Annotated in this window: 21 protein-coding genes; 16 read left to right on the forward strand and 5 right to left on the reverse strand. The window is 49.5% G+C overall.

The genetic code is table 11. The annotated features are described in order from the left end of the window. The first annotated feature begins 48 nt into the window (after window positions 1-48). The 7 genes from L6442_RS13410 (at window position 49) to L6442_RS13440 (ending at window position 6,327) form a co-directional block, all read left to right on the forward strand. Window positions 49-789, forward strand: coding sequence for an ABC transporter permease (locus tag L6442_RS13410; protein WP_212977338.1), 741 nt, complete (start codon window positions 49-51; stop codon window positions 787-789). Beyond that, window positions 786-1,916 (forward strand): M20 metallopeptidase family protein, encoded by a 1,131-nt coding sequence (locus L6442_RS13415; protein WP_212977339.1) that lies wholly within the window; start codon window positions 786-788, stop codon window positions 1,914-1,916. The genes L6442_RS13410 and L6442_RS13415 overlap by 4 nt, the downstream gene beginning before the upstream one ends. Window positions 1,917-2,123: 207 nt before the next feature. After that, window positions 2,124-2,675 (forward strand): DUF6609 family protein, encoded by a 552-nt coding sequence (locus L6442_RS13420; RefSeq protein WP_212977340.1) that lies wholly within the window; start codon window positions 2,124-2,126, stop codon window positions 2,673-2,675. Window positions 2,676-2,757: 82 nt separating this feature from the next. Continuing rightward, window positions 2,758-3,342: a hypothetical protein gene (locus L6442_RS13425; protein ID WP_212977341.1), complete on the forward strand. Its 585-nt coding sequence runs from the start codon at window positions 2,758-2,760 to the stop codon at window positions 3,340-3,342. A gap of 51 nt (window positions 3,343-3,393) precedes the next feature. Then, entirely contained in the window at window positions 3,394-5,130 is a 1,737-nt protein-coding gene (locus tag L6442_RS13430) for a SagB family peptide dehydrogenase (RefSeq protein WP_212977342.1), read from the forward strand. Between the two features lie 28 nt (window positions 5,131-5,158). After that, entirely contained in the window at window positions 5,159-5,851 is a 693-nt protein-coding gene (locus tag L6442_RS13435) for a nitroreductase family protein (RefSeq protein WP_212977343.1), read from the forward strand. A gap of 188 nt (window positions 5,852-6,039) precedes the next feature. Then, window positions 6,040-6,327, forward strand: a complete 288-nt coding sequence (locus tag L6442_RS13440) for a DUF4181 domain-containing protein (RefSeq protein WP_212977344.1) — start codon at window positions 6,040-6,042, stop codon at window positions 6,325-6,327. A gap of 51 nt (window positions 6,328-6,378) precedes the next feature. On the opposite strand, the gene L6442_RS13445 is transcribed toward L6442_RS13440, so the two are convergent. From L6442_RS13445 to L6442_RS13465, 5 genes are all read right to left on the reverse strand, one after another. After that, complete coding sequence (locus L6442_RS13445; protein ID WP_212977455.1) at window positions 6,379-6,675, reverse strand: YxcD family protein; 297 nt, start codon at window positions 6,673-6,675, stop codon at window positions 6,379-6,381. A 6-nt stretch (window positions 6,676-6,681) separates the two neighbouring features. Beyond that, window positions 6,682-7,131, reverse strand: a complete 450-nt coding sequence (locus L6442_RS13450) for a hypothetical protein (protein ID WP_237100304.1) — start codon at window positions 7,129-7,131, stop codon at window positions 6,682-6,684. Window positions 7,132-7,238: 107 nt separating this feature from the next. Then, window positions 7,239-7,826 carry a PadR family transcriptional regulator gene (locus tag L6442_RS13455; protein ID WP_212977345.1) on the reverse strand — a complete coding sequence of 196 codons (588 nt, stop codon included), beginning with the start codon at window positions 7,824-7,826 and terminating at the stop codon, window positions 7,239-7,241. Window positions 7,827-7,957: 131 nt separating this feature from the next. Further along, the gene (locus L6442_RS13460; protein WP_212977346.1) at window positions 7,958-8,533 is read right to left on the reverse strand and encodes a beta-class carbonic anhydrase; all 576 of its coding nucleotides are present in this window, start codon (window positions 8,531-8,533) and stop codon (window positions 7,958-7,960) included. 43 nt (window positions 8,534-8,576) lie between these two features. After that, window positions 8,577-8,906: an iron-sulfur cluster biosynthesis family protein gene (locus L6442_RS13465; protein WP_212977347.1), complete on the reverse strand. Its 330-nt coding sequence runs from the start codon at window positions 8,904-8,906 to the stop codon at window positions 8,577-8,579. Window positions 8,907-9,048: 142 nt separating this feature from the next. On the opposite strand from L6442_RS13465, the gene L6442_RS13470 reads away from it, so the two are divergent. From L6442_RS13470 to mutL, 9 genes are all read left to right on the forward strand, one after another. Continuing rightward, the gene (locus L6442_RS13470) at window positions 9,049-10,566 is read left to right on the forward strand and encodes a carboxypeptidase M32 (RefSeq protein WP_212977348.1); all 1,518 of its coding nucleotides are present in this window, start codon (window positions 9,049-9,051) and stop codon (window positions 10,564-10,566) included. A 177-nt stretch (window positions 10,567-10,743) separates the two neighbouring features. Next, window positions 10,744-11,754: an ABC transporter substrate-binding protein gene (locus tag L6442_RS13475; RefSeq protein ID WP_212977349.1), complete on the forward strand. Its 1,011-nt coding sequence runs from the start codon at window positions 10,744-10,746 to the stop codon at window positions 11,752-11,754. A gap of 30 nt (window positions 11,755-11,784) precedes the next feature. After that, a complete protein-coding gene (locus tag L6442_RS13480; RefSeq protein ID WP_212977350.1) occupies window positions 11,785-12,561 on the forward strand; it encodes an ABC transporter ATP-binding protein in 777 nt (258 codons plus the stop codon). A gap of 7 nt (window positions 12,562-12,568) precedes the next feature. After that, window positions 12,569-13,417 (forward strand): ABC transporter permease, encoded by an 849-nt coding sequence (locus tag L6442_RS13485; protein WP_212977351.1) that lies wholly within the window; start codon window positions 12,569-12,571, stop codon window positions 13,415-13,417. A 250-nt stretch (window positions 13,418-13,667) separates the two neighbouring features. Then, window positions 13,668-14,648, forward strand: coding sequence for an aromatic acid exporter family protein (locus L6442_RS13490; RefSeq protein ID WP_212977352.1), 981 nt, complete (start codon window positions 13,668-13,670; stop codon window positions 14,646-14,648). 413 nt (window positions 14,649-15,061) lie between these two features. Beyond that, window positions 15,062-15,619, forward strand: coding sequence for an outer spore coat protein CotE (locus L6442_RS13495; RefSeq protein WP_194233040.1), 558 nt, complete (start codon window positions 15,062-15,064; stop codon window positions 15,617-15,619). Window positions 15,620-15,849: 230 nt separating this feature from the next. Next, window positions 15,850-17,112 carry a putative amidoligase domain-containing protein gene (locus L6442_RS13500; protein WP_212977353.1) on the forward strand — a complete coding sequence of 421 codons (1,263 nt, stop codon included), beginning with the start codon at window positions 15,850-15,852 and terminating at the stop codon, window positions 17,110-17,112. 59 nt (window positions 17,113-17,171) lie between these two features. Beyond that, entirely contained in the window at window positions 17,172-19,850 is a 2,679-nt protein-coding gene (gene mutS / locus L6442_RS13505; RefSeq protein WP_212977354.1) for a DNA mismatch repair protein MutS, read from the forward strand. 44 nt (window positions 19,851-19,894) lie between these two features. Then, window positions 19,895-21,895 (forward strand): DNA mismatch repair endonuclease MutL, encoded by a 2,001-nt coding sequence (gene mutL, locus L6442_RS13510; protein ID WP_212977355.1) that lies wholly within the window; start codon window positions 19,895-19,897, stop codon window positions 21,893-21,895. Window positions 21,896-21,916 lie beyond the last annotated feature (21 nt).

A 21,916-nucleotide genomic window follows, 5' to 3' on the forward strand; every position in this document is an offset into this window, starting at 1 on the left:
TTTGAACTAAAAAAAATGACTGTTTAAAGCAACTTGAGGGGGATGCCTATGCTCAACATCGTTAAATATGAGATTTTTAAGGTGCTTCGGAATAAACGATTTGTATTTTTTACGATGGTGGTTCCGCTTGGGTTTTGGATCTTCCTTGCTCAAACAATGGAGCCGAATCAAACGGAATATCATGATCAATTTCTTGTTTGGCTGGCTACATTGGCTACTACGTTTGCTACCGTAGGTTCAGGAATCAATACGTTGAGCACGCGCGTGGCAAGATCCAAACCGTATATTCGCAAGGTGCTGGTTACGACCCCATATTCCCCGGCCAAGTTTATTATTGTGACGGCATTGGTACAGGTCCTTTTAAACCTTGTCATCGAATTTGTCATCATTGCGTTTGGCATGATATTTTACGGGCTACACTTCAGCATGGATTTGTTTGCCACGGAACTGATTTTGTTGTATTCCAGTGTCTTTTACGTATTGCTTGGAATTTGTTTGGGTTTTATTTTCGATGTTGTCACGCTGCAGACGATTTCCTTCCCTTTGTATGTGCTGGTAATGTCAACAACAATCACTTCCGTTGGATTTTTCCATGTACCAGAATTTATGACATACGTGCAACGGATTTTTCCCGGCTATTATACCAATCAAGCCATTGCCTCGTTGACGAATCCCGCTACCTTGATGACGAATCTGCTGATTATTATGGGATATCTTGTGTTGGTTGCGGTGATCGCGTATTTCGTTTACCGTTACAAGTCCAATGGCGCTGTTCGTGAGACCGCATGACGGGCACATGGACATTAACGGAGTTACAGCAAACAAGGCGTACTCTCCATGCTTGGCCCGAGATTGCAGGGAAAGAAGAGAGAACCAGAAAGTTCGTCAGGCGATTTATTGAGAATAGAACGTCAAAAATTAATATTCTTTATGATGGAGATAATGGGGTAATCGCCCAATATGATGCAGGGGGAAACGCGCCAACCGTTGCATTTCGCGCCGAGTTGGACGGGTTGCCCCTGCTTGACGGGAAGCAAGTGGATTATCGCAGCAGGAATGAAGGCATGCATCATGCATGCGGGCATGACGCTCACATGACTATTTTGTTATATTTCCTTCTATACGTGGATTCCTTAGAGGAATGCGATGCCAATGTGCTGTTTGTGTTTCAATCTGCGGAAGAAGTGTTTGCTGGCGCCCGCGAGCTGCTGCCGATTCTGCAGCCTTTAGGGATTGATTACATGTATGCTCTGCATGTTACTCCCAACTTGTATGCAGGTTATTTTTCTCTGCGTCCAGCAAAAATGATGGCCGGCAGCCTTACGATTGAGATTGCGGCAGATCTCGTTCATGGTCATGCGGCGGAAAATTCCGGGATAACGGATCTGCTGGCAGTGATAGACCGATTTTGCAAGGAATACAATCAGGGGAATCAGAGATGTATAGTAACACATGTCAACACAAATGGTTATTATAACGTTACAGCCAGCGAATTGAAGATGTATGTTAACTTTCGCTCGGAAGAAACGGCGAACAGCCGTATTGGCCTGCAACTGCTTCAATCCTGCATTGCCGGTCATCCGTGGGTTCGGGACATGGAAGTAACGGAAATATCCGCGTATCCTGCTTTGTATAATGATGAAACTTTAACGACGCTAACCACAAGCGTTTTCAAAAAGCGTTTTGGAGACCAATGGGTTCTGGAATGTCCTTTTTTGTTCTCGAGTGACGACTTTTCATTTTACGGCGATTTGCCGGGAATTAAGACATGTTATTATTTTATCGGATCTTACCTGGGTGATGAAATCAAAGTTCATACGGAAACGTTTGATATTGATGAAAAATGTCTGCTGTATGGATTGGAGAGCTTCAAGGTGATTCTTAAGCTGGTACGGCATCTGAAGCGATCAAGCTAAGAGTCCGATCGATTTCTTCGAAAACACTGTTCTATTAGCTGCACTCCGCCCTTCATCGAATTCGCTTCCGTGCTTGCCTTCTGATTGATTACGATTGGACATGTCATAGGCGCATATTTGCAGGAATATAGTTTAAATGTCCATACAGGCGCACCAAGTCTTCGAGATTATGCTTGAATGGACGACGGGAAGAAGGGAGGAGCTTAAGTGAATTTCAACAAGAAAGAGCAGTTTCTAAACAAGCGCATTTGCGGTCTTTGGTTAATCTGGATTGCCTTTATCATCCTGGCTAGCGCAGCCTTTGGAGGACGGCAGCAAATACTTCCAGAAATATTTTATCCGGGTTATGTGCTGGGGATCATTTTTATATTAAACAACAAAAGCGTGTACCGCATGTTTTCTTTCGGGCGGCCAACGCAGTTCCAGAAGCGGATGACGTTCGTTTCGATTCTTTTTATGATGGTATTGATGGTGCTGATTTCCGGAAAGTATTACGCTCACCATGATTACAGGATGGTCTGGTTAGGAGCGTTTTTGGCAATTGCGCTGCATTTTATTCCCTTTTCAACCGTTCACGGCAATGTGATGGTACTCCTGGCTATTCCTCTATTTATTAACGCTATGGTAGGATTTAGTTCTCCTAACATCCCTTTTCGGGAAATCGCTTATGTGGATGCGCTCATTAAATTCATTTTCGGAGCAGTTCTTTTTCGCTCAAAAAATCCCTTGCGCGAAAGCAGGCTTCTAACGCGACGATAACCAAGCTCGAATTGGAATTCTTGTATCGATATAGAAGCGAATGGGTTTAGATAAGCGAATGAACTTGAACAGGAGGTTATCCGTGGGATATTTGCTCCATGTATTAGCTGTGGGAGGGTTTGGCCATGATTTTGCCCGCCAGCTTGGTTTACGGACCGAGCCGCTAGGAATAACGACGTTATCAGCAGATACAACCCGCATTGATCCATTAAGCATCCCTGATGCCAACCTGAACATATTGGCATTATGGCGTTATTCTCCTGGCTTGCTGCGGCAGCTCGACGAATATGCGTTTTTGAACAAAAAGCCGTGGTTGCCAGTTGTCTATAACCATCCATTTATTGAAGTCGGGCCTGTAATTGTGCCCGGGGCCGGACCGTGTTATTCATGTTACAGCGAGCTGGTGTTAAACAATTCACCCACAGCCGCTTATATGAGGCAGGTTTATGCCTATTACGATGGTTCACCCGATACTGGCCCAAAAGGATTTTTACATGCATTTGCTGGGTGGGCCGCTGCGATCGTAGCGCGTCTACCGCAGTGTATTGCGGGAAATGAGCTGCCGGGCGGTTGGGTCTGGAAAATGCACGTGGTCAGCAGGAAACTATATCAGTACCCAATACGTTCCGATATTGGTTGTGATCGCTGTTTGCCGCGATTTTCGTGACTTGGGAATTCTATTCATCATCTCGATATTGGTGAGGAGGGTCAGGGTGCCATGGATTCTCGTATAACGGTTAGCCGCATGGGGCGTATTGTCCAGCAAGACCCGCAATTTCACTTGCCTAATCTGCCCCGTTTTCCGTCTGCATTTGCAGTCATTCCCACTTCAGATGTTGTCATTGTTCACGGTGGAGAGGAACTGGCGGTGTTTCGCGGTCGGGCACGGGATGTTCTAAACCGCTTGCTGCCGATGTTGGATGGCACACGCGATATTGGTCAAATATGCGGATCATTCCGGGAGTTTTCTTCTCAGGCGGTGATCGACTGTATCGCACTGCTTTACATGCGCGGACTATTGGAGGATGCCGCGGCCGACGGAACATGGGATTTATCGTCACTGGATCAAGAAACGGTATTTTACTTTCAGCGGCAGCTTGATTCCACGCGGATTCATGCCAGCAGCTTGCAGGGAATCAAGAAATTAAAGGAAACGCATCTAGGGGTATATACGAACATTTCGGATTCTTATTTGCTTCGGGAAGGACTTTTGCAGGCGGGGATTGGAGAAGTATCGCTTCAGGACTTTGGCGTCGACATTCGGCTTACGAACGAAACATTCGTATTGGCTGCTGTGAACGGAAACCTGTCGGAACTTGAGATCCGGAGGTTGGCGGATGTATGTGCAAGGCAGGAGATTCCCTGGCTACTTAGCTTAACATGCGGGCATATGGGAATGCTGGGGCCATATTTTGAACGTTCTGAAACAGCCTGTTATGGATGTTTTGAAGAGCTGCTGCAAGGAATGGCGGATTTCACAGGCGATACGCCAAGCCTTGTGCATGACATCGATATGTGGATACAGTATACGATTCTTGAAGTTTGCAATTTTTTATCCGGACTTGGACCTGCTATTACTGGAATGGATTTTATGGTATTGAATCTGGCCGATTGGCATGGATATAAGAGGAGAGTGCCCAAACGCCCAGGGTGCCCTCATTGTCTTCCCATGGCAGATGTGAAGCCCGGTCTGCCTCCATTACCAATGCAATTTGAATATGAGGTGCACTTTCCTTCCGGGCATCTCAGCACGCCAAAGGCACATCAGGCTCACTATAAGCCGAGTAATTTGGCTTTGGCTCAAGTGTTCAAGACGTATGCCGATATCCCTGCCATCCCGTTGGGAGAACGGAAGATTCCGAAAGGGGAAGGCCGCACTGTTTGCGAGATGATCTATCATCCTCTGCAGGAACAAGGGGAAGCAGAACTATCGCTGGATTATTTGTCTTCCATCCTGTTATGTGGAACGGGGATCCGTGGCACGCTTCAGCTTTCAGAAGCAGGCGAAACGAAAGTGCAGCGGTATGCCCCCACCGGCGGCAACTTGGGGTCAGTGCAAATTTATATCATATCATTTGGCGTGAGAGACTTGGCAGCCGGAATATATTATTATCATCCATGGCAGCACACATTAAGTGCTCTCGTTTCCATAGGTGAACCGTCTGCTGTTAACCAGGCTGTAACTGGGACAAGCGATAGTTTGCCGGATGCCATCATCGTGACAACGGGGGCGCTGGAACGCGTTCAAGCGAAGTATTCGGCGTTTGCTTTTCGTGTCATACACCTCGATGCCGGGGTTGCCCTCGCCCAGATGCAGCTTGCAGCCGCCGCATGCGGCATCGCATTCAGGCCTCTCTCAGAGTGGAGGGAAGCCAAACTGGTTGATTTATTGCAGATTGAGCCGATGCAAGAACCGATCACCGGAGTTTATATGCTCGGAAGGGGGGCAATCTAAAATCGATTCTTACACAATGATTAGGGCTATGATTCGCGAGAACCTGCAGTTAGGCTGCAAGGAAAAGAAGGGATTTGCAGGAGTTGCCGCAGAATTACCGAGAAGCTCGGGCAACGGCAATGAAGACATGATGGCTTCCCGCCACCAAATAGCGTTACCCGTCTGTCACGAGCAAGGAAAGCATTTGGCTGATGTTCTTAATGCCCGCGTATCCGTCCGCAAATATGCAGAGGTTGATGTTGGTCTTGGAGATTTGGGGACAATTTTGCGAGCAGCCAAAAAAGGTGATTTGAACGATTGGTCCAAGGAAAACGAATTAGGAGTGGAGTTGAATTTTTATGTCATCGCACGTAATGTCGAATCCCTCTCACGCGGGCAAATTTGCCGTTATGATTCTGCGGCGCATAAACTGGAACTGATTGGATGTTCAGACCCTCAGGAGGAAATATGCACACTTCAAGAGGAGTTTTCCTGCGCTCCCGCGATCATCGCCGTTTGCGGCTCTATGGCCCGCTCCGTAGCCGAATATGGTGCTCATGGTTACAGGCAAATCCTTACACGCGGCGGGGCTGCTGTGCAGCGGGCGGCAACGGTTGCCATTTCTTTAGGTTATGTTGGATGTATTTTTGCGGGCTTATACCAGCGGCCGCTAAGGGAAGTCGTCGGAATTGACGGTTACCATGAAACCCAACTGTTGGCTTATTCATTTGGTCGGCCGTGAAATGTATGGAGATTAATCCAGTCATTGCAATGGATGCGACCGGTTTACGGAATAGTATGAAGTACACCTAATGGTATGGAGATCATTCAAGAAGTATACGAAGTTCCGAAAAATTCTGCGGAGGAAGTATATATGGAAGGTTACTGGTTATTATCATAGCCATATCCTATTCAATTTTGCGTCACTACATGCTTGGACACGACAGAGAAGGTCTGTGGGGAACGGGAAAGAAGATCGAAATCTGGGGGAAAGTGCTTCTGCTGCTTGCGGCGCTGCCAATCGCATTTTCCATCATATATCATGAAGGCCGCGAGAGCCAAACGATAAAATGGTTTTGGTTTTTCCTGATTACCGCTGTTTTTGGCTTTCAAGCTGTTATCGAATGGAAATTTTTGAAGGGATACAAAAACTATATCGTTTCGTTGATTATGATATTGATTGGAACCGCTTTTATAGGAATATGGTTATCGGTATGAAAAAAGCATGAGACAACGGTCCCATGCTTTTTCGTTCTTCACATTTAAATATCAGTAAGCCTGCTCTGTATCAACATCCACTTGCGCGGTGATTTCCTCATCAAGATCAAGCATGATTTGCTCGCGATACGCCCTGATGTTGTATTCGGTGTGCAAATATCGCAAAATGGCTTCGATCATGTTCGATTCTACGAGATATTGGCTGCGGCCTTCGGCCCAAACTTCAGCCGTATAACCCGTATCTTCATCCCAACACAATTCAACCTGAACATCCTGGGGACGAATTCGCTTGCGCTCAGCCATATGCAGGCAGATCGCGTTGATGATTTCATCCATCGAAAGGATCAGCATCGTTTAATACCGTCCATCCCGCGGGTCTGGTTTGCGCCGGTTCCTGAATGCCCTTACGGCAGCGATAGCAATAGAAATCAAGACATAAATAGCGAGCAGGTTAATAAGCAATCCGAAGATGTTGCCAAGGAATCCCATATTAGAGAACAAGCCTCCAAACAACATACCGGCGAGGCCGCCGATCATCAGGCCTTTAAAAAAGCCGCCGCCGCTGAAAAATCCGCGTTTGGCCGGTGTGCCTGCAGTGCTTGAATGATTGGTGTTCGTCGATTTTCTGACATTATCGGTAGTTGGCGATTTTTTTGGCGTGTTGGTGTAGCTTTTGGTACCTGACCGGAAGCTGCTGCCGCCGCCGCGTCTGGCATCCGCGTTGTCCGCCGGTATGGAAACGGCGAAAAAGAGCGTAAACGCCATCACGATCATGATCCATTTCTTCAACGATTTGTTTGTCATGAAGTAGAGTACCTCCTGAGTAATTTGCTGGCATGAGTCTGCCTAACATGATTTACGTGCTTAGTATCTTAAAGTTTCATTTTTTAATAAAAAAATATACAGATAGATTAAATTTTTTGGTTCACAGACGGTACGGGCTGCTCGGAATGCGCGGTCGAATCTTTTGCCTGCTGCTCTTTGAGCATCGCCAGCACCCAACTGCACCAATCCAGTCCGGCTGTGGCATTGAAGATCCCCTTTTGCACCAGGATATAATCATAGAATTCGCGATTGCCGAATCCCCGTTTGTCTTCGGGTATCTTTTGCAGCATTTTGCGGAAGGATTCGAGTCTGCGCAGGAAATAGGCTTTTCTCGATTCGATGATTTCGATGGCATTATCACGGTCTGTTAGCCACATGCAAAAAGTTTTCATCGACAACTCATCCCGCGTAACTGGATCAGGAAGCGGCTTATACATCCATTCCTTCAGTTTCCGGATACCGTTATCAGTGATGGAATAAATTTTTTTATCGGGTTTTTCGGACTGTTTAACCCAATAGGAAGTAAGCAGTTCATTCTCCTCCATTTGTGCAAGAAGAGGATAAATCTGGCTGTGCTTGGCCTGCCAGAACGGCTGGATTTTCAGCATGACATCATAGCCGGATGAAGATTCCCTGGCCAAAAAAGCCAACAATCCGTAGGATAGCGTATTCATGTGTAATTTCTCCCATAACTCGATTATGTTCTTTCTTCAAAAAGTGTACACTTAAACTGTACGGTTTTCAACAGCGGCAAACAAAAAACACGGATACAGGTATCCGTGTTTGGCGATTCATTGAACAGTTATTATTTTCCAGTACGTTCCTTATAACCATCCTTAACGAGCTCAAGCGCTCCTGTGTTCGGGTCGATGATCATGCCGTGCACGGGAACGTCGGCAGGCAGCAGGGGATGCTTTTGGATCAGCTCGACGGTTCCTTTGACGCCATCATGAATATTTTCAAACCCGTGCAGCCATTTGTTCAACTTGATTCCGGAGTTTTCGAGCGTGGACAGCACCTCCTCGGAGATGCCCCGGTTTCTGATTTCCTGAATCATATGATCGGCATTCAGCGCCGCCATACCGCAGTCCAGATGGCCCACAACGATGACTTCGTCCGCGTTTAGCTCGTACAAAGCGACGAGGATGCTTCGCATCACGCTGCCGAACGGATGGGAAACGATCGCACCAGCGATTTTAATGATTTTGACGTCGCCGTTTTTCAAATTCATCGCCTTTGGCAGCAGCTCAACCAAACGCGTATCCATGCAAGTAATGATTACGAGCTTTTTATCCGGGAATTTCCCGGTCAAATATTGTTCATATTGCTTACTTTCAACAAATTGGCGGTTGTATTCCAAAATTTCAGATATGTGGCTCATGACGCATGCACACCTTTCCATTTAGATTATTAGATTAAAAGAATTAAGTTTCGCGTTGATCCAGCAGTCTAATGTTTTGGCCATACAGCTGGCTGTCTCCGGAGAGACGGAAGGACGGATAGTTTTCCTCCGAATCGAGGTAAAGGTTTTCTTCGAAATAGATCGCGTGCGCCGGATGGATGACAAAAGGAATGCCATTGCTATGTATTTCCTTATCATATTCATCCTGTGCGGACAGGATCCATAACGCCGGAATTCCGTTAATTCCGCATCCGCAGCCTTCACCATCAAAGACAAGCCTGACAGGGGAAGACTTGCTGCCGATTTTCGCTCGCAGAAAGCGTTCCGCGCGTTCGGATATTTGCATATGCATGATGACCCAGGCTCCTTTGCTGTAGATTGGAGTTTTTAACCAACTTTAGTTCAACAATGTTTCGTATTAAATATTGATTATACTTTCCACAAAAAGTATCATCAAGTAGAAGGGCAAATTTTTTGGCGAGGTGAAACTTGGAATGAATAATGAGTTAAATGCGAAATTGGAATTATTTATGGAAATCAACCGTAAAATTTCCGCGTATAACGAAGCGATCTCCCTGATGCATTGGGATTTGCGTACAGGAGCGCCGCGCAGAGGAGTTGAACTTCGTTCCGGCGTCATCGGCACCCTGTCTGCGGAGCAATTCAAGCTGCGCGTTTCGGATGAGATGGGGGAATACATAGACTTTTTTACCACCCCTGAAGTATACAGCCAACTGGATGAAAAAACTCGCCGCGTATTAAAGGAATGCAAAAAAGACTACGATGAAAACAAACGGATTCCCTCGAAAAAGATCGAGGAATTTTCCGTGCTTTCCGCACATACGCAAACCATTTGGGAAGAAGCCAAAGAAAACAATGATTTTGCTTCCTTTGAGCCGAATTTAACCAAAATCGTCAGCCTGCTGAGAGAACTCATCCAGTATTGGGGCGTTAAAGGCACGACTTATGATACGCTCCTTGATAAATACGAGCCGGATATGACCGTGGCCAAACTCGACGAAGTTTTCAGTCGGCTGCGCGACCGTTTGGTGCCCCTGGTAGCGGCAATTCAAGCATCGCCTAATAAACCGGATACGTCGTTCCTGGATCAAATTTTCGAACAAGACCAGCAAGAGAAAATGGGCCTCTTTATTTTGGAACAAATGGGTTATGACTTTGATGCCGGACGGCTGGACGAAAGTGTTCATCCGTTTGCGATCGGACTCAACTCCGGCGATGTGCGGATTACGACGCATTATATCCAGGATGACGTGACCAGCGCGCTGTTCAGTTCCCTGCATGAAGGCGGACACGCCCTCTATGAGCAAAACATTAGTAAGGATCTGGCGGGCACGCCGCTGGCGACGGGGACATCGATGGGCATCCACGAATCCCAATCCCGTTTGTGGGAGAACATCATCGGCCGCAGCCGCGCTTTCTGGGAGCGTTATTACCCCGATCTGCAAAAGCATTTCCCGCAGCAACTGCAGCATGTATCGCTGGATGATTTCTACCGGGCCGTAAACCGCGTGGAAAACTCCCTGATTCGGATTGAATCCGACGAGCTGACGTACAACCTGCATATCATTATCCGTTATGAAATCGAGAAGATGATCTTTAATGAAAGATTGGAAGTCAAGGATCTGCCGAAAGTATGGAATGACAAATACCAGCAATACCTGGGTATCACGCCTCCGAGCGACAGCCTTGGGGTGCTTCAGGACGTTCACTGGTCCGGCGGCGATTTCGGCTACTTCGCTTCGTATTCCCTTGGCAACATGTATGCCGCACAAATCATGAATACGATGAAAAAGGAACTGCCTGGGCTGGATCAATACATCGGCGAAGGCAACCTGCTTCCGATCAAAGAATGGCTGACCGAGAAAATCTACCGTTTCGGCAAAAGCCTCACGCCTTCGGAGATCATCATGCAGGTAACCGGCGAGGAACTGAACCCGGATTACTTGGCAGATTATCTGGAGGAAAAATACAAAGAGATTTACAAGCTGTAAGCTTGTGCATTTGAATATATAACCATTTGTAAGGAACCGAGCCTTTCTGCAACGTTGAAGTTGCGGGGAAGGCTCTTTTTTGGCGGGGCATGCATTCAATACACGGATCAAAAATGTACCCTTTCCTAGGCTCATGCATATGATGGCATATGGCTTTGAAGAGATGGAGGAAAGGATATGCTGAAGAACAAACGCGGGATCTGGATCGGTCTTTTCTCACTTGTCCTGTTCGGGATGGTTTTTTCGGGATGCGGAGGCGGTAAATCCGTGGAAAAGGTGAAGGTGGGGGAAGTGACAAGATCCGTTTTCTATGCTCCGGAATACGTGGCGCTGGAAAAGGGATTTTTTAAAGAGGAAGGGTTGGATGTCGAGCTGCAGACGATCCCCGGCGGCGACAAAACGATGACGGCCCTTTTATCGGGAGCAATCGATGTGGCCTTGGTCGGTTCAGAGACGTCCATTTATGTGTACCAGCAGGGTTCGGATGACCCGGTCATTAATTTCGGGCAGGTCACGCAAACCGACGGAACGTTTTTAATGGCCAGAAACGGGGAAGGTAAGCTGGATTGGAACAAGGTGAAGGGGAGCGATTTCCTGGGCCAACGCAAAGGCGGCATGCCGCAAATGGCAGGCGAGTTCACGCTGCGCAAACATAACATCGACCCGCATAAGGATTTGAATCTGATTCAAAACATCGATTTTGCGAACATCGCATCAGCTTATTTGTCCGGAACGGGCGACTACGTACAGTTGTTCGAACCGCAGGCCTCTATTTTCGAAAAAGAAGGAAAAGGACGAGTGGTGGCCTCCTTTGGCGAGGAGAGCGGGCATTTGCCTTACACGGTTTTTATGAGCAAGCAAAGCTACATCAAGAAACATAACGACACTGTTCAAAAGTTTACGAATGCGCTGCAAAAAGCGCAAAACTGGGTACAGCAGCATAGTCCCGAGGAGATCGCTGACGCGATTATTCCTTATTTTAAGGATGCGGATAAAAACATCATTATTTCTTCCGTCAAACGCTACAAGGATCAGGGGACGTATGCTGCCGATCCGATCGTGGACGATGCGGAATGGAATAACCTGCTGGATGTCATGACCCAAGCGGGAGAATTGAAGGAGAAAGTGCCGGCCAAAGCAATCGTGGACAATAGCTTTGCCGAAAAAGCCAAATCTTCCGTGAAATAGCATTCTAGGGCTTGAAAGGGGAATGGAAGCATGGAGCCGGTAGTCGAATTACAACATATTACTCATGTATACGTCAGTGACCGCGAAGCATCGTTGGCCCTGGACGGATTGGATTTGAAGGTGTATCCGGGGGAGTTCGTAAGTCTTGTCGGACCTAGCGGGTGCGGCAAGACGACGCTGCTCTCGATCATCGCCGGGCTGATGAAGCCTACCAAAGGCGAGGTCATGGTTTATGGACGAAAAGTGGGAGGGCCTACAGCCGAGGTTGGATATATGCTGCAGCAGGATTATCTTTTCCCGTGGCGCACCATTTTTGAAAATGCCTCGATTGGTCTGGAACTCACCGGGCGCATGGATGAAGAACATCTTGCCAAAACGGTTTCCCTGTTCGAGGAAATGGGACTGGAGGATACCCGGGACCTGTATCCGCAGCAGTTGTCCGGAGGAATGAGACAGCGTGTGGCGCTTGTCCGAACACTGTCGACCGAACCCGGCATACTGCTGCTGGATGAGCCTTTTTCAGCGCTTGATTATCAAACAAAGCTGCAGCTTGAGGATCTGATTTCCGAAACGCTGCGCGAAAAAAATAAAACGGCGATTCTCGTCACGCATGACTTGTCCGAGGCTGCCGCGGTCAGCGACCGGGTCATCGTGCTTGGCAGCCGGCCGGGAAGAATCCTGAGAACTTTTGAAGTACCGAAGCATATCCGCAACGAAAGGCCGCTGCTGGCCAGGGAACAACGAGGATTCCATGAGCTGTTTCATGAAATTTGGCGCGAAATGGAGGGCGCCGGAAATAAGGAGTGAGGGGATAATGACATTGTTAGACAGCCGGATTACCGCAAGCACGCCCGCTGCTCCCGATGACGGCATACAGGCGCTGCACGAAGCACATCTCAAACGTCAAAAGAAACAGCGGATTCAGGTATTGTCGGTACAGATGGCGATACTGCTGTTGTTTTTTGCGTTATGGGAAGCGGCCGGCAGACTGAAATGGATTGATGTATTGCTATTCAGTTATCCGTCGAAGGTATTTGCGCAAATCTGGAAGGATATCGCCAGCGGCGAGCTGTGGGGCCATCTGGGAATTACGGTGGGAGAAACGGTGGTCGGGTTCGTTCTGGGGACGCTGTTTGGAACGCTGATTGCGGTGCTGATCTGGTGGTCCCCGTTTTTGTCCAAGGTGCTTGATCCGTATATGGTCGTGTTTAACAGTATGCCGAAAGTGGCTTTAGGACCGATTTTTATCGTGATGTTTGGGGCGGGATTTCTGTCCATTACTGTGACGACGCTGTCCATTACCGTCATTGTGACCACTTTGGTCGTTTATAACAGCTTCTGCGAGGTAGATACAAATCTGATTGAGGTGGTCCGCGTATTTGGCGGCAGTAAAACGCAGGTTTTCCGCAAGGTGATTCTTCCGGCTTCATTTCCAACCATTATATCTACGTTAAAAGTGAATGTGGGCATGGCTTGGGTTGGCGTCATCGTGGGCGAGTTTCTGGTGGCGAAAATGGGGCTTGGTTATTTGATTATCTACGGTTTTCAAGTATTCAATTTCACGTTAGTGCTCTCGAGCCTGCTGATCATCGCGGTCGTGGCGACAGGCATGTATCAGCTTGTGGTTTATGTGGAACGCAAACTGCTGACGCATCGGCGGTAATTTGCCATGCTGCCATTGGCAGTTGTTTTTTTTCGGTGAACGCCAATGACGCATGACGTTGTGCCTGAAGCTAAAATCCGCTACCATGGAATACGTCAAATAGGTGAGGATACTGCAAATATCCGAAATGTCTCATTCCTAAATATTAATGCGATATATAGATCAAAATGATGATATGCAATCATATATCGTCTTCGGAAGAGGCCGTAAATTGGATGGGCAATCCTGATGGAAGAAAGAGGAGTGTTTCATGGGTTTTCGTGTCATTAAAACAGCCATAGCGACGTTGATGGCGATCCTGGTAGCGGATGCCTGCGGCGTGACGGGACCGCTTTCGGCGGGGCTGCTCGCCGTGCTTGGCGTGGATGTCACCCGCAAAAGAAGCATTCGAACGATATCGGCCCGATTTTTCGCATCTCTTCTAGGGTTAGCGTTCGCCTGCGTGTTGTTCGAATTATTGGGCTACCATTATTGGGTGCTGGCGATTTATATTCTGGTTGCATTTCCTGCCATAGCCCGCGCGAATTTTAAGGAAGGCATCGTGACAAGTTCAGTCGTCGTGTTCCGGGTTTACGGAAATGGCAGCATTACGCTGCATACGCTTTTGACTCAGGTCGAACTTTTGGTGATTGGCCTTGGCTCGGCTTTGATCGTCAATTTGGCATATATGCCGCGCGCCTCCGATCAGATGATTGAAATCCGCAAACGGGTGGATAAGCACTTCTCGATCATTTTTGCGAAGATAGCGGAGTCGTTGCACGATCCTGACGAACTATGGGACGGGAAAGAAATTATAGAAGCCGGTAAGGAAATACAAAAAGGACAAGCGGCAGCACACCGGGCGATGGAAAACCAGATGCTTCATCCGGATGAAACCTGGAGCATCTATTTTTACATGCGCAAAGAACAGCTGGATTCGATCCAGAACATGATGCAGCTGATTTCGCATGTGTACCGGAAACTCCCGCAGGCCGATGATATCGCCGAACTGTTCGAACAGTTGAGCCTTGACGTGACGGAAGAAATATACACCGGGAGGACGGAGTTTCTTCTTGACCGGCTGGAGAAGGAGTTTAAACAGATGGAGCTGCCGGCCACCCGCGAGGAATTTGAGATTCGTTCAGCGATTTTGCAGCTTAGCCGCGAGTTGTCGCTGTACCTCAAAATAGCGAAAAAAAATAAGGCGCCAACCTCCGTTGCCGCCCGGAAAGCCGCAATCGCATCCAAGTAATTCAAAACGTTTGTCAAAGCATCTTATTTCGGATTCGCAGCAGCCCCATTTGCCTTGCAATCTTTCGCTTTCCGTCGCTTTCATCAATACCACGAGATAGGCGCGGTGGAGAAAATAATAGACCTTTTAGATTGTTCTGAATAGCGTAGCATGGGCGCTTTTTCTTGCTAAATCTGAGCATCCATTTTCTTGATCGCGCCTAGACGGATCTTTTGTTTTCAGCCGCAGATTCAAAGGTTAAAGGCCGTACGAAATCCAGGCCTGGAGCCGTGCCGTTGATGATCCATTCCATTTTGCACCGAATTCTTCTTGGGAATAAAGAATATTATTTCATTCAATTATGCTCGTTTAATCAACAAATGCCTATGTCCTGCATACACTTAAGTGAATGATTGTATGGAGGAGGTTCAAAGATGTCATTAAGTGATAAACATCAATGTAGAGAGATCATCACGAAAGCGATCTGCGGCAAGGGTCGTAAGTTCTCTACCGTAACACATACCGTGACTCCGCCTCATAATCCGACCAGTATTTTGGGGGCTTGGATTATAAACCATCAGTACGAAGCGGTTGCCGCAGGCGACGGAATTGAAGTTATTGGTACTTACGATATCAACATCTGGTATTCCTATGACAGAAACTCTCAAACCGATGTCGCAAAAGAAACGGTATCTTATGTAGAGTTGGTGCCGCTCTCCTACTTGGATCCGAAACACCGGGCTTCAACCGTGGAGGTTTCAGCGGAGGCCACGCAGGAACCTAGCTGCGTTGAAGCCAGTGTTTCTTCCGGGGGAGGCAATGTCATCATCCGGGTCGAACGCGAGTTTAGCGCAGAACTGATTGCCGAGACCAAAGTCCGTGTTCTGGTGTGCGGAAGAGGCCACGGCGACTACGAAGACAAGGAATTCGACTTTATCGACGAAGGGGATTACGAAGATCTGGATCCCGATTCGCTGGATGATGTATTGTAAAACAGCGGGGCTGGAAAAGAGGTATAGTGTAATATATGACGCGAGGGCGGCGGCGAAGAGGGCGGATGCCCTCCTTTTTTATTTATTGAACAAAAAATAAATTTATAGAGTATTGCCGAAGGGGAAAGTTTTGTTTATCGACGTAAATATCTGCAGCAAAAAAATGCTCTGACAAATGTTTTAACCTGCGGTTCCGTCATGAAGCGGATTGGATTGAAGGAGGGGAAGAAATGCACAGCCGGGATGAAGCGAAGCGATTTGGCAGCTGGTCTATTTCCAGCAGGCATCTGCGCCTGATACGTTCCGGGATAAGCTCGGTACTCGACGGGAGCGGTAAACGGAAACCGGTAGGGGTGTACCGCAGCCGATATGCGGTTCATGTGTCAGGTCTGCGCGCTATTGAGGCGATGAAAGTGGAAGGGGAAGGCCGTTCGCTTCGTTATCCAATAGCCTTGAATCCGGAAACCGCGGGTTCCCCCTCCTTGCTGCGGCAGCTTGAAAAGATGGCCGTTAGAGCTCTTTACACTTTAGGATTGAGTTCAGGCGAGGTGGTTCTCGTCTCAGGCGGGGGCGACAGGAAATATGCGGTTGAACAGGTGACGCCGTCCGCCTGGTTTGAAGACGTCCGGATAGAGCGGATGTACTCTCGGGCGGAGAGGGAGCAGAAGCGCCGGCTTGAAGAGGAATCCAGTCATGGCTATTCGCTTATGCTCGGGATGGATCCGGAATTTGTACTTGTGAACCCGAGCAGCGGCGAAGTGATTCCCGCATCGCTTTTTCTGGACAGGGAGGGGGAAGTGGGCTGCGATGCCGTACATGGCGAGAACGGTGCGGCGGTTGCCTACCCGATCGCGGAACTGCGGCCGCGGCCAAGCGAAGATGCGCACGGGCTGTTGATCGGGCTTATGCGTACGCTCCGGATGGCGGCGGAAATGATAGACGACCGTTCGCTAATATGGCAGGCTGGCGGCATGCCAAAGGCGGGACTGCCGCTCGGAGGGCATTTGCATTTCAGCGGCATTGAGCTTACGGCAGAGCTGCTGCGTACATTGGATAACTATCTTGCTTTGCCGATAGCTATATTGGAAGCCCACGGGAGTCAGCTGCGCCGGCCGAAATACGGTTATCTCGGCGATTTCCGGAGGCAGCCGCATGGGGGATTCGAATACCGGACGCTGCCCAGTTTTCTGGTGTCGCCTCTTTTAGCCAAAGGAATCATTTACCTGTCCAGCCTGATCGTGACGAATTATCGATCGCTGATCCGCCGTCCGCTGGACGATGAAGAAAACGTACACCGAGCGTATTACCAAGGGCAAAGAGAAGTTATGCGCGAATATTGCGAACAACTGATCTCTGATATTGAATCCTTGGAGCTTTATCCGGAGACGGAAAGATACGTCGAACCGCTCTTCCGCCAAATCCGGCAGGGAGGGACCTGGAACGAACAGCGGGATATCCGTCCGTTATGGAATATTCCCTTTCAGTCAAAATGATGATATTCTTGGATTTCTGCTATAATAGATAAGCAAAGTTCGAGTTTTGGAGGTAAGTCATGGCAAAATACACGCCAATGATTGAACAATATTTGGCAGTTAAGGAACAAGCAAAGGATGCTTTTCTTTTTTTTCGCTTAGGCGATTTTTATGAAATGTTTTTTGATGATGCGGTTAAAGCGTCAAGGGAGCTGGAAATAACTCTGACCGGCCGCGACGGCGGAGGGGATGAACGCATCCCGATGTGCGGAGTGCCGTATCATTCGGCTGAAGGTTACATACAGCGCTTGATCGAAAAGGGCTATAAAGTTGCCATTTGCGAGCAGATGGAAGACCCGACTGTTACGAAAGGGATGGTACGCCGCGAAATTGTCCGGGTGGTGACCCCCGGAACCATTATGGAAGGCAAATCGATTGCGGAAAAATCCAATAACTATTTGGTGTGCGTTACGGAAAGCGACCGAATGATGGCGCTTGCGGCCTGCGATATTTCAACAGGCGAGCTGTATGTCACTTCGGTACCTTCTTCCGTGGAGTGGCTCCGCGACGAAATCGGCATCTACGAACCGTCGGAAGTGATCGGCGACAGCAGCATGCTGGAACTGATTCAGGCGGAGCAAATTCAATGGAGCCGGCCGATCCTGTATACTCCCTGGGATAAAAAAGACGAAAATCTGGTACGGAGCCAATTCGGGGAAGCGGCTTGGGTCAGATTGGACTCGGAACGGCAGCGCTGCGTGTCTGTGCTCATTTCCTATCTGAATGAAACGCAGCGAAGATCGTTGGGGCAGCTGACGGAGTTTTCGCCGTATGAACCGGGTCACTATATGATTCTGGACCCGTTTACCCGCCGGAATCTGGAGCTTGTGGAAACCGTGCGCGACCGCTCCAAGAAAGGGTCTTTGCTGTGGCTGCTGGATCGTTCCCAGACTTCAATGGGCGCCCGGCTGCTGCGGAGATGGATCGACAAACCGCTGCTGCACCGCAAAGCGATTGAAGAACGCCTGGAGGCCGTGGATCATCTCTATAATCAATTTATATTGCGTGAGGATCTTAAAGCCCTGTTGAACGAGATTTATGATTTGGAACGGCTTGTAGCCCGGATTGCGTTTGGCAATGCGAATGGGAGGGATTTGAATGCGCTCAAGGTATCGCTTCAGCAGATTCCTGCGCTTAAGGAGCTGTGCGTAAGCTCGTCTTCATCCACATTGCGCCGCGTCGCCGGGGAAATGGACGAATGCCGGGAACTCAGCGAAGCGATCGAGCGGACCATCGTTGAAGATCCTCCCGTGTCTATACGGGATGGAGGGATTATCAAGCAGGGCTGCGACGATCATCTGGACGAGGTTAGGGAGGCGAGCGTAAATGGCAAACGGTGGCTCGCGGAGCTTGAGGCCAAGGAACGCGAAGCGACGGGAATACGCTCTCTGAAGATCGGCTTCAATAAAGTGTTCGGCTATTATATCGAAGTCACCAAAGCCAATGTCAGCTCCCTGCCTGAAGGCAGATACGAACGCAAGCAGACGCTCACCAATGCGGAACGTTACGTGACGCCGGAACTGAAGGAAAAGGAAGCGCTCATCCTGGAAGCACAAGAGAAAATGGTGGACCTGGAGTATATTCTGTTCACCAAACTGCGCGACCGGATTGCCGCAGAGATTCCAAGATTGAAGCTGCTGGCAGAGAAGGTGGCGGAACTGGACGTGTATCAGTCTCTCGCGGCTGTAAGTGCCGAGCAGGGATATATAAAACCGGTGCTGACGGACGGCTACGATCTGATCGTAGAAGCGGGACGGCATCCCGTGGTGGAGGCGGTTATGAAAGATTCCGCCTTTATTGCCAATGAGACGCGACTGTCGCGGGAAGAAGCCGGGATTCTGCTCATTACCGGACCGAATATGGCGGGCAAAAGCACCTATATGCGCCAGGTTGCGCTCATTTCCATCATGGCGCAAATCGGCTGCTTTGTACCGGCAAGCAGAGCCGAAGTGCCGATGATCGACCGGATCTTCACGCGGATTGGCGCGGCGGATGATCTTATTGGCGGCCAAAGTACCTTTATGGTGGAGATGGCCGACATTCAAGTCATGACGGAAAAAGCGACGCCGCGCAGTTTGGTCATCATCGACGAGCTTGGGCGGGGAACCTCGACCGGCGAAGGCATGGCGATTGCTCAAGCCGTCATCGAATACGTGCATGACACAATCGGATGCAAGTCGCTTGTATCGACGCATTTTCACGAGCTTGCTCATCTGGAGGACAGTTTGAAAGGACTGCGAAATTACTCCATGGCGGTGCAGGAAAGCGGAGAAAACGTCCATTTTCTGCGTAAGCTGGTACCGGGTCCGGCCGGCAGCAGCTACGGCATTTATTGCGCGCAGTTGGCGGGACTGCCTTCCTCGATTATCGAACGCTCGTACAGCCTGCTGCAGGGATTGGAGCAAGGCGCTTCCCAAGCGGCTGCAGGCATCGAGACGGTTGAAAGAGCTCAAGTGTTGCTCAGCAGGACGGAAAAAGCAGCTGAACCGGTGAAAACGCCAAGCGAAGTTGTGCAGCTGTCCATATTTGACGAGGAAGAGGTTGCGCCTGCACCAAAAGCCGAGGCGGCCGCAAGCAAGCCGGATCCTGCGCTGCAGCACATCGTGGAGGCGATCAAAAGCGTTGACGTCATGAATATGACGCCGCTGCAGGCGATGCAGCTGCTGAATGAGTTGAAGATGAAAGCGAAGGATTTATAATTTGTAAGCCTTAAAACACAAGCATGAATTAAGAGGTGACGGTAATGGCAAAAATTCATATATTGGACGAGCATATTGCCAACCAGATCGCTGCCGGCGAAGTGGTGGAACGCCCTGCCTCCGTGGTGAAGGAACTTGTGGAAAATTCCATCGACGCCGGCGCGACGCGTATCGAAGTGCATGTGGCGGAAGGCGGCCTGGAAAGCATTAGAGTGACCGACAACGGTTCGGGAATCGAGCCGGATGATTGCGAGACGGCTTTTTACCGCCATGCAACCAGCAAAATCGAAAACAGCCGGGATTTGTTCCATATCACCAGCCTGGGCTTCCGCGGCGAGGCTCTGCCCAGTATTGCGGCGGTAGCAAAAGTGGATCTGACGACATCCTCGCGAGATGACGGCTTGGGCAGGCGCATCCGTATGGAAGGCGGAAAGCTGCTTGCGGTGGAGGAAACGCCGGCGCCGCGCGGGACGGACATTGTGGTCAGGGAGCTGTTTTTTAATACGCCGGCCAGGTTGAAATACATGAAAACCATTCAGACGGAGCTTGGGCATATCTCCGACTTTATGTACAGAATCGCTTTGTCCCACCCGGATATCGCGATCACGCTGCGTCATAACGAGAACCAGCTGATCAAAACGCTGGGAAACGGCGATCTGCTGCAGGTGATCGCGGCTGTGTACGGCAGACAGGCGGCCAAAGCCATGCTCCCGATCCGGGCGGAAAGTCTCGACTTTGAGCTCGGCGGTTACGTGAGCCTGCCAGAATGGACCCGCTCGAATCGTAATGGCGTATCGACCATCGTGAACGGAAGATATATCCGCAACTATGGATTAAACCAGGCGATCCAGCGTGCTTACCATACACTGCTTCCCATTAACAGGTATCCGCTCGCCGTTTTGGAAATCAAAATGCACCCGTCCCTTGTGGATGTGAACGTGCATCCGGCCAAGCTGGAGGTGCGCTTCAGCAAGGAGCAGGAGCTGTATCCGTTCGTGGAGGAAAGCATTCACAAAGTTCTCCGTCAGGAAGTGCTGATTCCCCAGGCTGTAAAGCAAAACATCGGCGGGAAAAACAGCGGCAGCTTCATTCAGGAACAGCTGCATTTTCCGCATCGAAGTGCAGCGGAGTTTGATGCGAATGCGGGAGAAGCGGCAGCTGCGGAGGAAGCGGTTCAAACCCCTGCCGGTTCGGATAATGTCTCGGCTGCATCTACAACCCCGCCGAGCGGGGATTCGTCCGGAGCAGTTCAGTCTTCGCGTCATAAGGAAAGCATTGGGAGCTTGTCGTCTTCAGGGATTCCCTTCCAATCGCAGCAGGCGCCTGCCCAAGGCATCGTCCGGGAAGAGCGTCCAGCCTACCGCGACAGCGGCGAGCCGCTCCGGTACAGCAGCCAAGGCTCAAATCCGGAGCTGGCCAGACGGCTGCTGGAGACTTCCGCAGACAGCTCTCCGGAGATTCCCCCTTTCCCCGAGTTAACACTGATCGGGCAGCATCATGGCACATACTTGATCGCGCAAAACGATCAAGGATTGTATTTGATCGACCAGCATGCGGCGCATGAACGGGTCAACTATGAATTTTACTATGAAAAATTCGGTCAGCCTGCGGATGCATCCCAGGAACTGCTGCTGCCCATTACGCTGGAGTTTACGCCGTCTGAAACCGAACAGCTCAAGGACAAGCTGCAATGGTTTGAGCAGGCCGGCGTATACCTTGAGCATTTCGGGGGGCAGACTTTCAGGGTTCGTTCACATCCGTATTGGTTCCCCAAAGGGGAAGAAAAAGAAATCATCGAGGAGATGGCCGAGTGGGTGTTGAGTGAACGCGTGATCGACTTGGCCAAGCTCAGGGAGAAATCCTCAATTCTCTGCTCATGCAAGGCTTCGATCAAAGCGAACCAAAAGCTGACGGAGCAGGAGGCGAATACGCTGCTTGACCGTTTGGGCGCTTGCCGGCAGCCGTATACCTGCCCGCATGGACGGCCGATCGTCATTTCCTTCTCGACCTACGATCTGGAGAAGCTGTTTAAGCGGGTCATGTAAATGAGCAGAAGCTTATATAGA

This window comes from Paenibacillus azoreducens, from assembly GCF_021654775.1.
Classification (GTDB): Bacteria; Bacillota; Bacilli; order Paenibacillales; family Paenibacillaceae; genus Paenibacillus_AQ; species Paenibacillus_AQ azoreducens.

Coding starts and splice junctions, on each gene's coding strand:
- L6442_RS13495 (WP_194233040.1), top strand. CDS start 15,062: ATGTCATTAAGTGATAAACATCAATGTAGAGAGATCATCACGAAAGCG.
- L6442_RS13430 (WP_212977342.1), top strand. CDS start 3,394: ATGGATTCTCGTATAACGGTTAGCCGCATGGGGCGTATTGTCCAGCAA.
- L6442_RS13440 (WP_212977344.1), top strand. CDS start 6,040: ATGCTTGGACACGACAGAGAAGGTCTGTGGGGAACGGGAAAGAAGATC.
- mutL (WP_212977355.1), top strand. CDS start 19,895: ATGGCAAAAATTCATATATTGGACGAGCATATTGCCAACCAGATCGCT.
- L6442_RS13465 (WP_212977347.1), bottom strand. CDS start 8,906: ATGCATATGCAAATATCCGAACGCGCGGAACGCTTTCTGCGAGCGAAA.
- L6442_RS13500 (WP_212977353.1), top strand. CDS start 15,850: ATGCACAGCCGGGATGAAGCGAAGCGATTTGGCAGCTGGTCTATTTCC.
- L6442_RS13485 (WP_212977351.1), top strand. CDS start 12,569: ATGACATTGTTAGACAGCCGGATTACCGCAAGCACGCCCGCTGCTCCC.
- mutS (WP_212977354.1), top strand. CDS start 17,172: ATGGCAAAATACACGCCAATGATTGAACAATATTTGGCAGTTAAGGAA.
- L6442_RS13470 (WP_212977348.1), top strand. CDS start 9,049: ATGAATAATGAGTTAAATGCGAAATTGGAATTATTTATGGAAATCAAC.
- L6442_RS13435 (WP_212977343.1), top strand. CDS start 5,159: ATGATTCGCGAGAACCTGCAGTTAGGCTGCAAGGAAAAGAAGGGATTT.
- L6442_RS13460 (WP_212977346.1), bottom strand. CDS start 8,533: ATGAGCCACATATCTGAAATTTTGGAATACAACCGCCAATTTGTTGAA.
- L6442_RS13455 (WP_212977345.1), bottom strand. CDS start 7,826: ATGAATACGCTATCCTACGGATTGTTGGCTTTTTTGGCCAGGGAATCT.
- L6442_RS13415 (WP_212977339.1), top strand. CDS start 786: ATGACGGGCACATGGACATTAACGGAGTTACAGCAAACAAGGCGTACT.
- L6442_RS13475 (WP_212977349.1), top strand. CDS start 10,744: ATGCTGAAGAACAAACGCGGGATCTGGATCGGTCTTTTCTCACTTGTC.
- L6442_RS13480 (WP_212977350.1), top strand. CDS start 11,785: ATGGAGCCGGTAGTCGAATTACAACATATTACTCATGTATACGTCAGT.
- L6442_RS13450 (WP_237100304.1), bottom strand. CDS start 7,131: ATGACAAACAAATCGTTGAAGAAATGGATCATGATCGTGATGGCGTTT.
- L6442_RS13410 (WP_212977338.1), top strand. CDS start 49: ATGCTCAACATCGTTAAATATGAGATTTTTAAGGTGCTTCGGAATAAA.
- L6442_RS13490 (WP_212977352.1), top strand. CDS start 13,668: ATGGGTTTTCGTGTCATTAAAACAGCCATAGCGACGTTGATGGCGATC.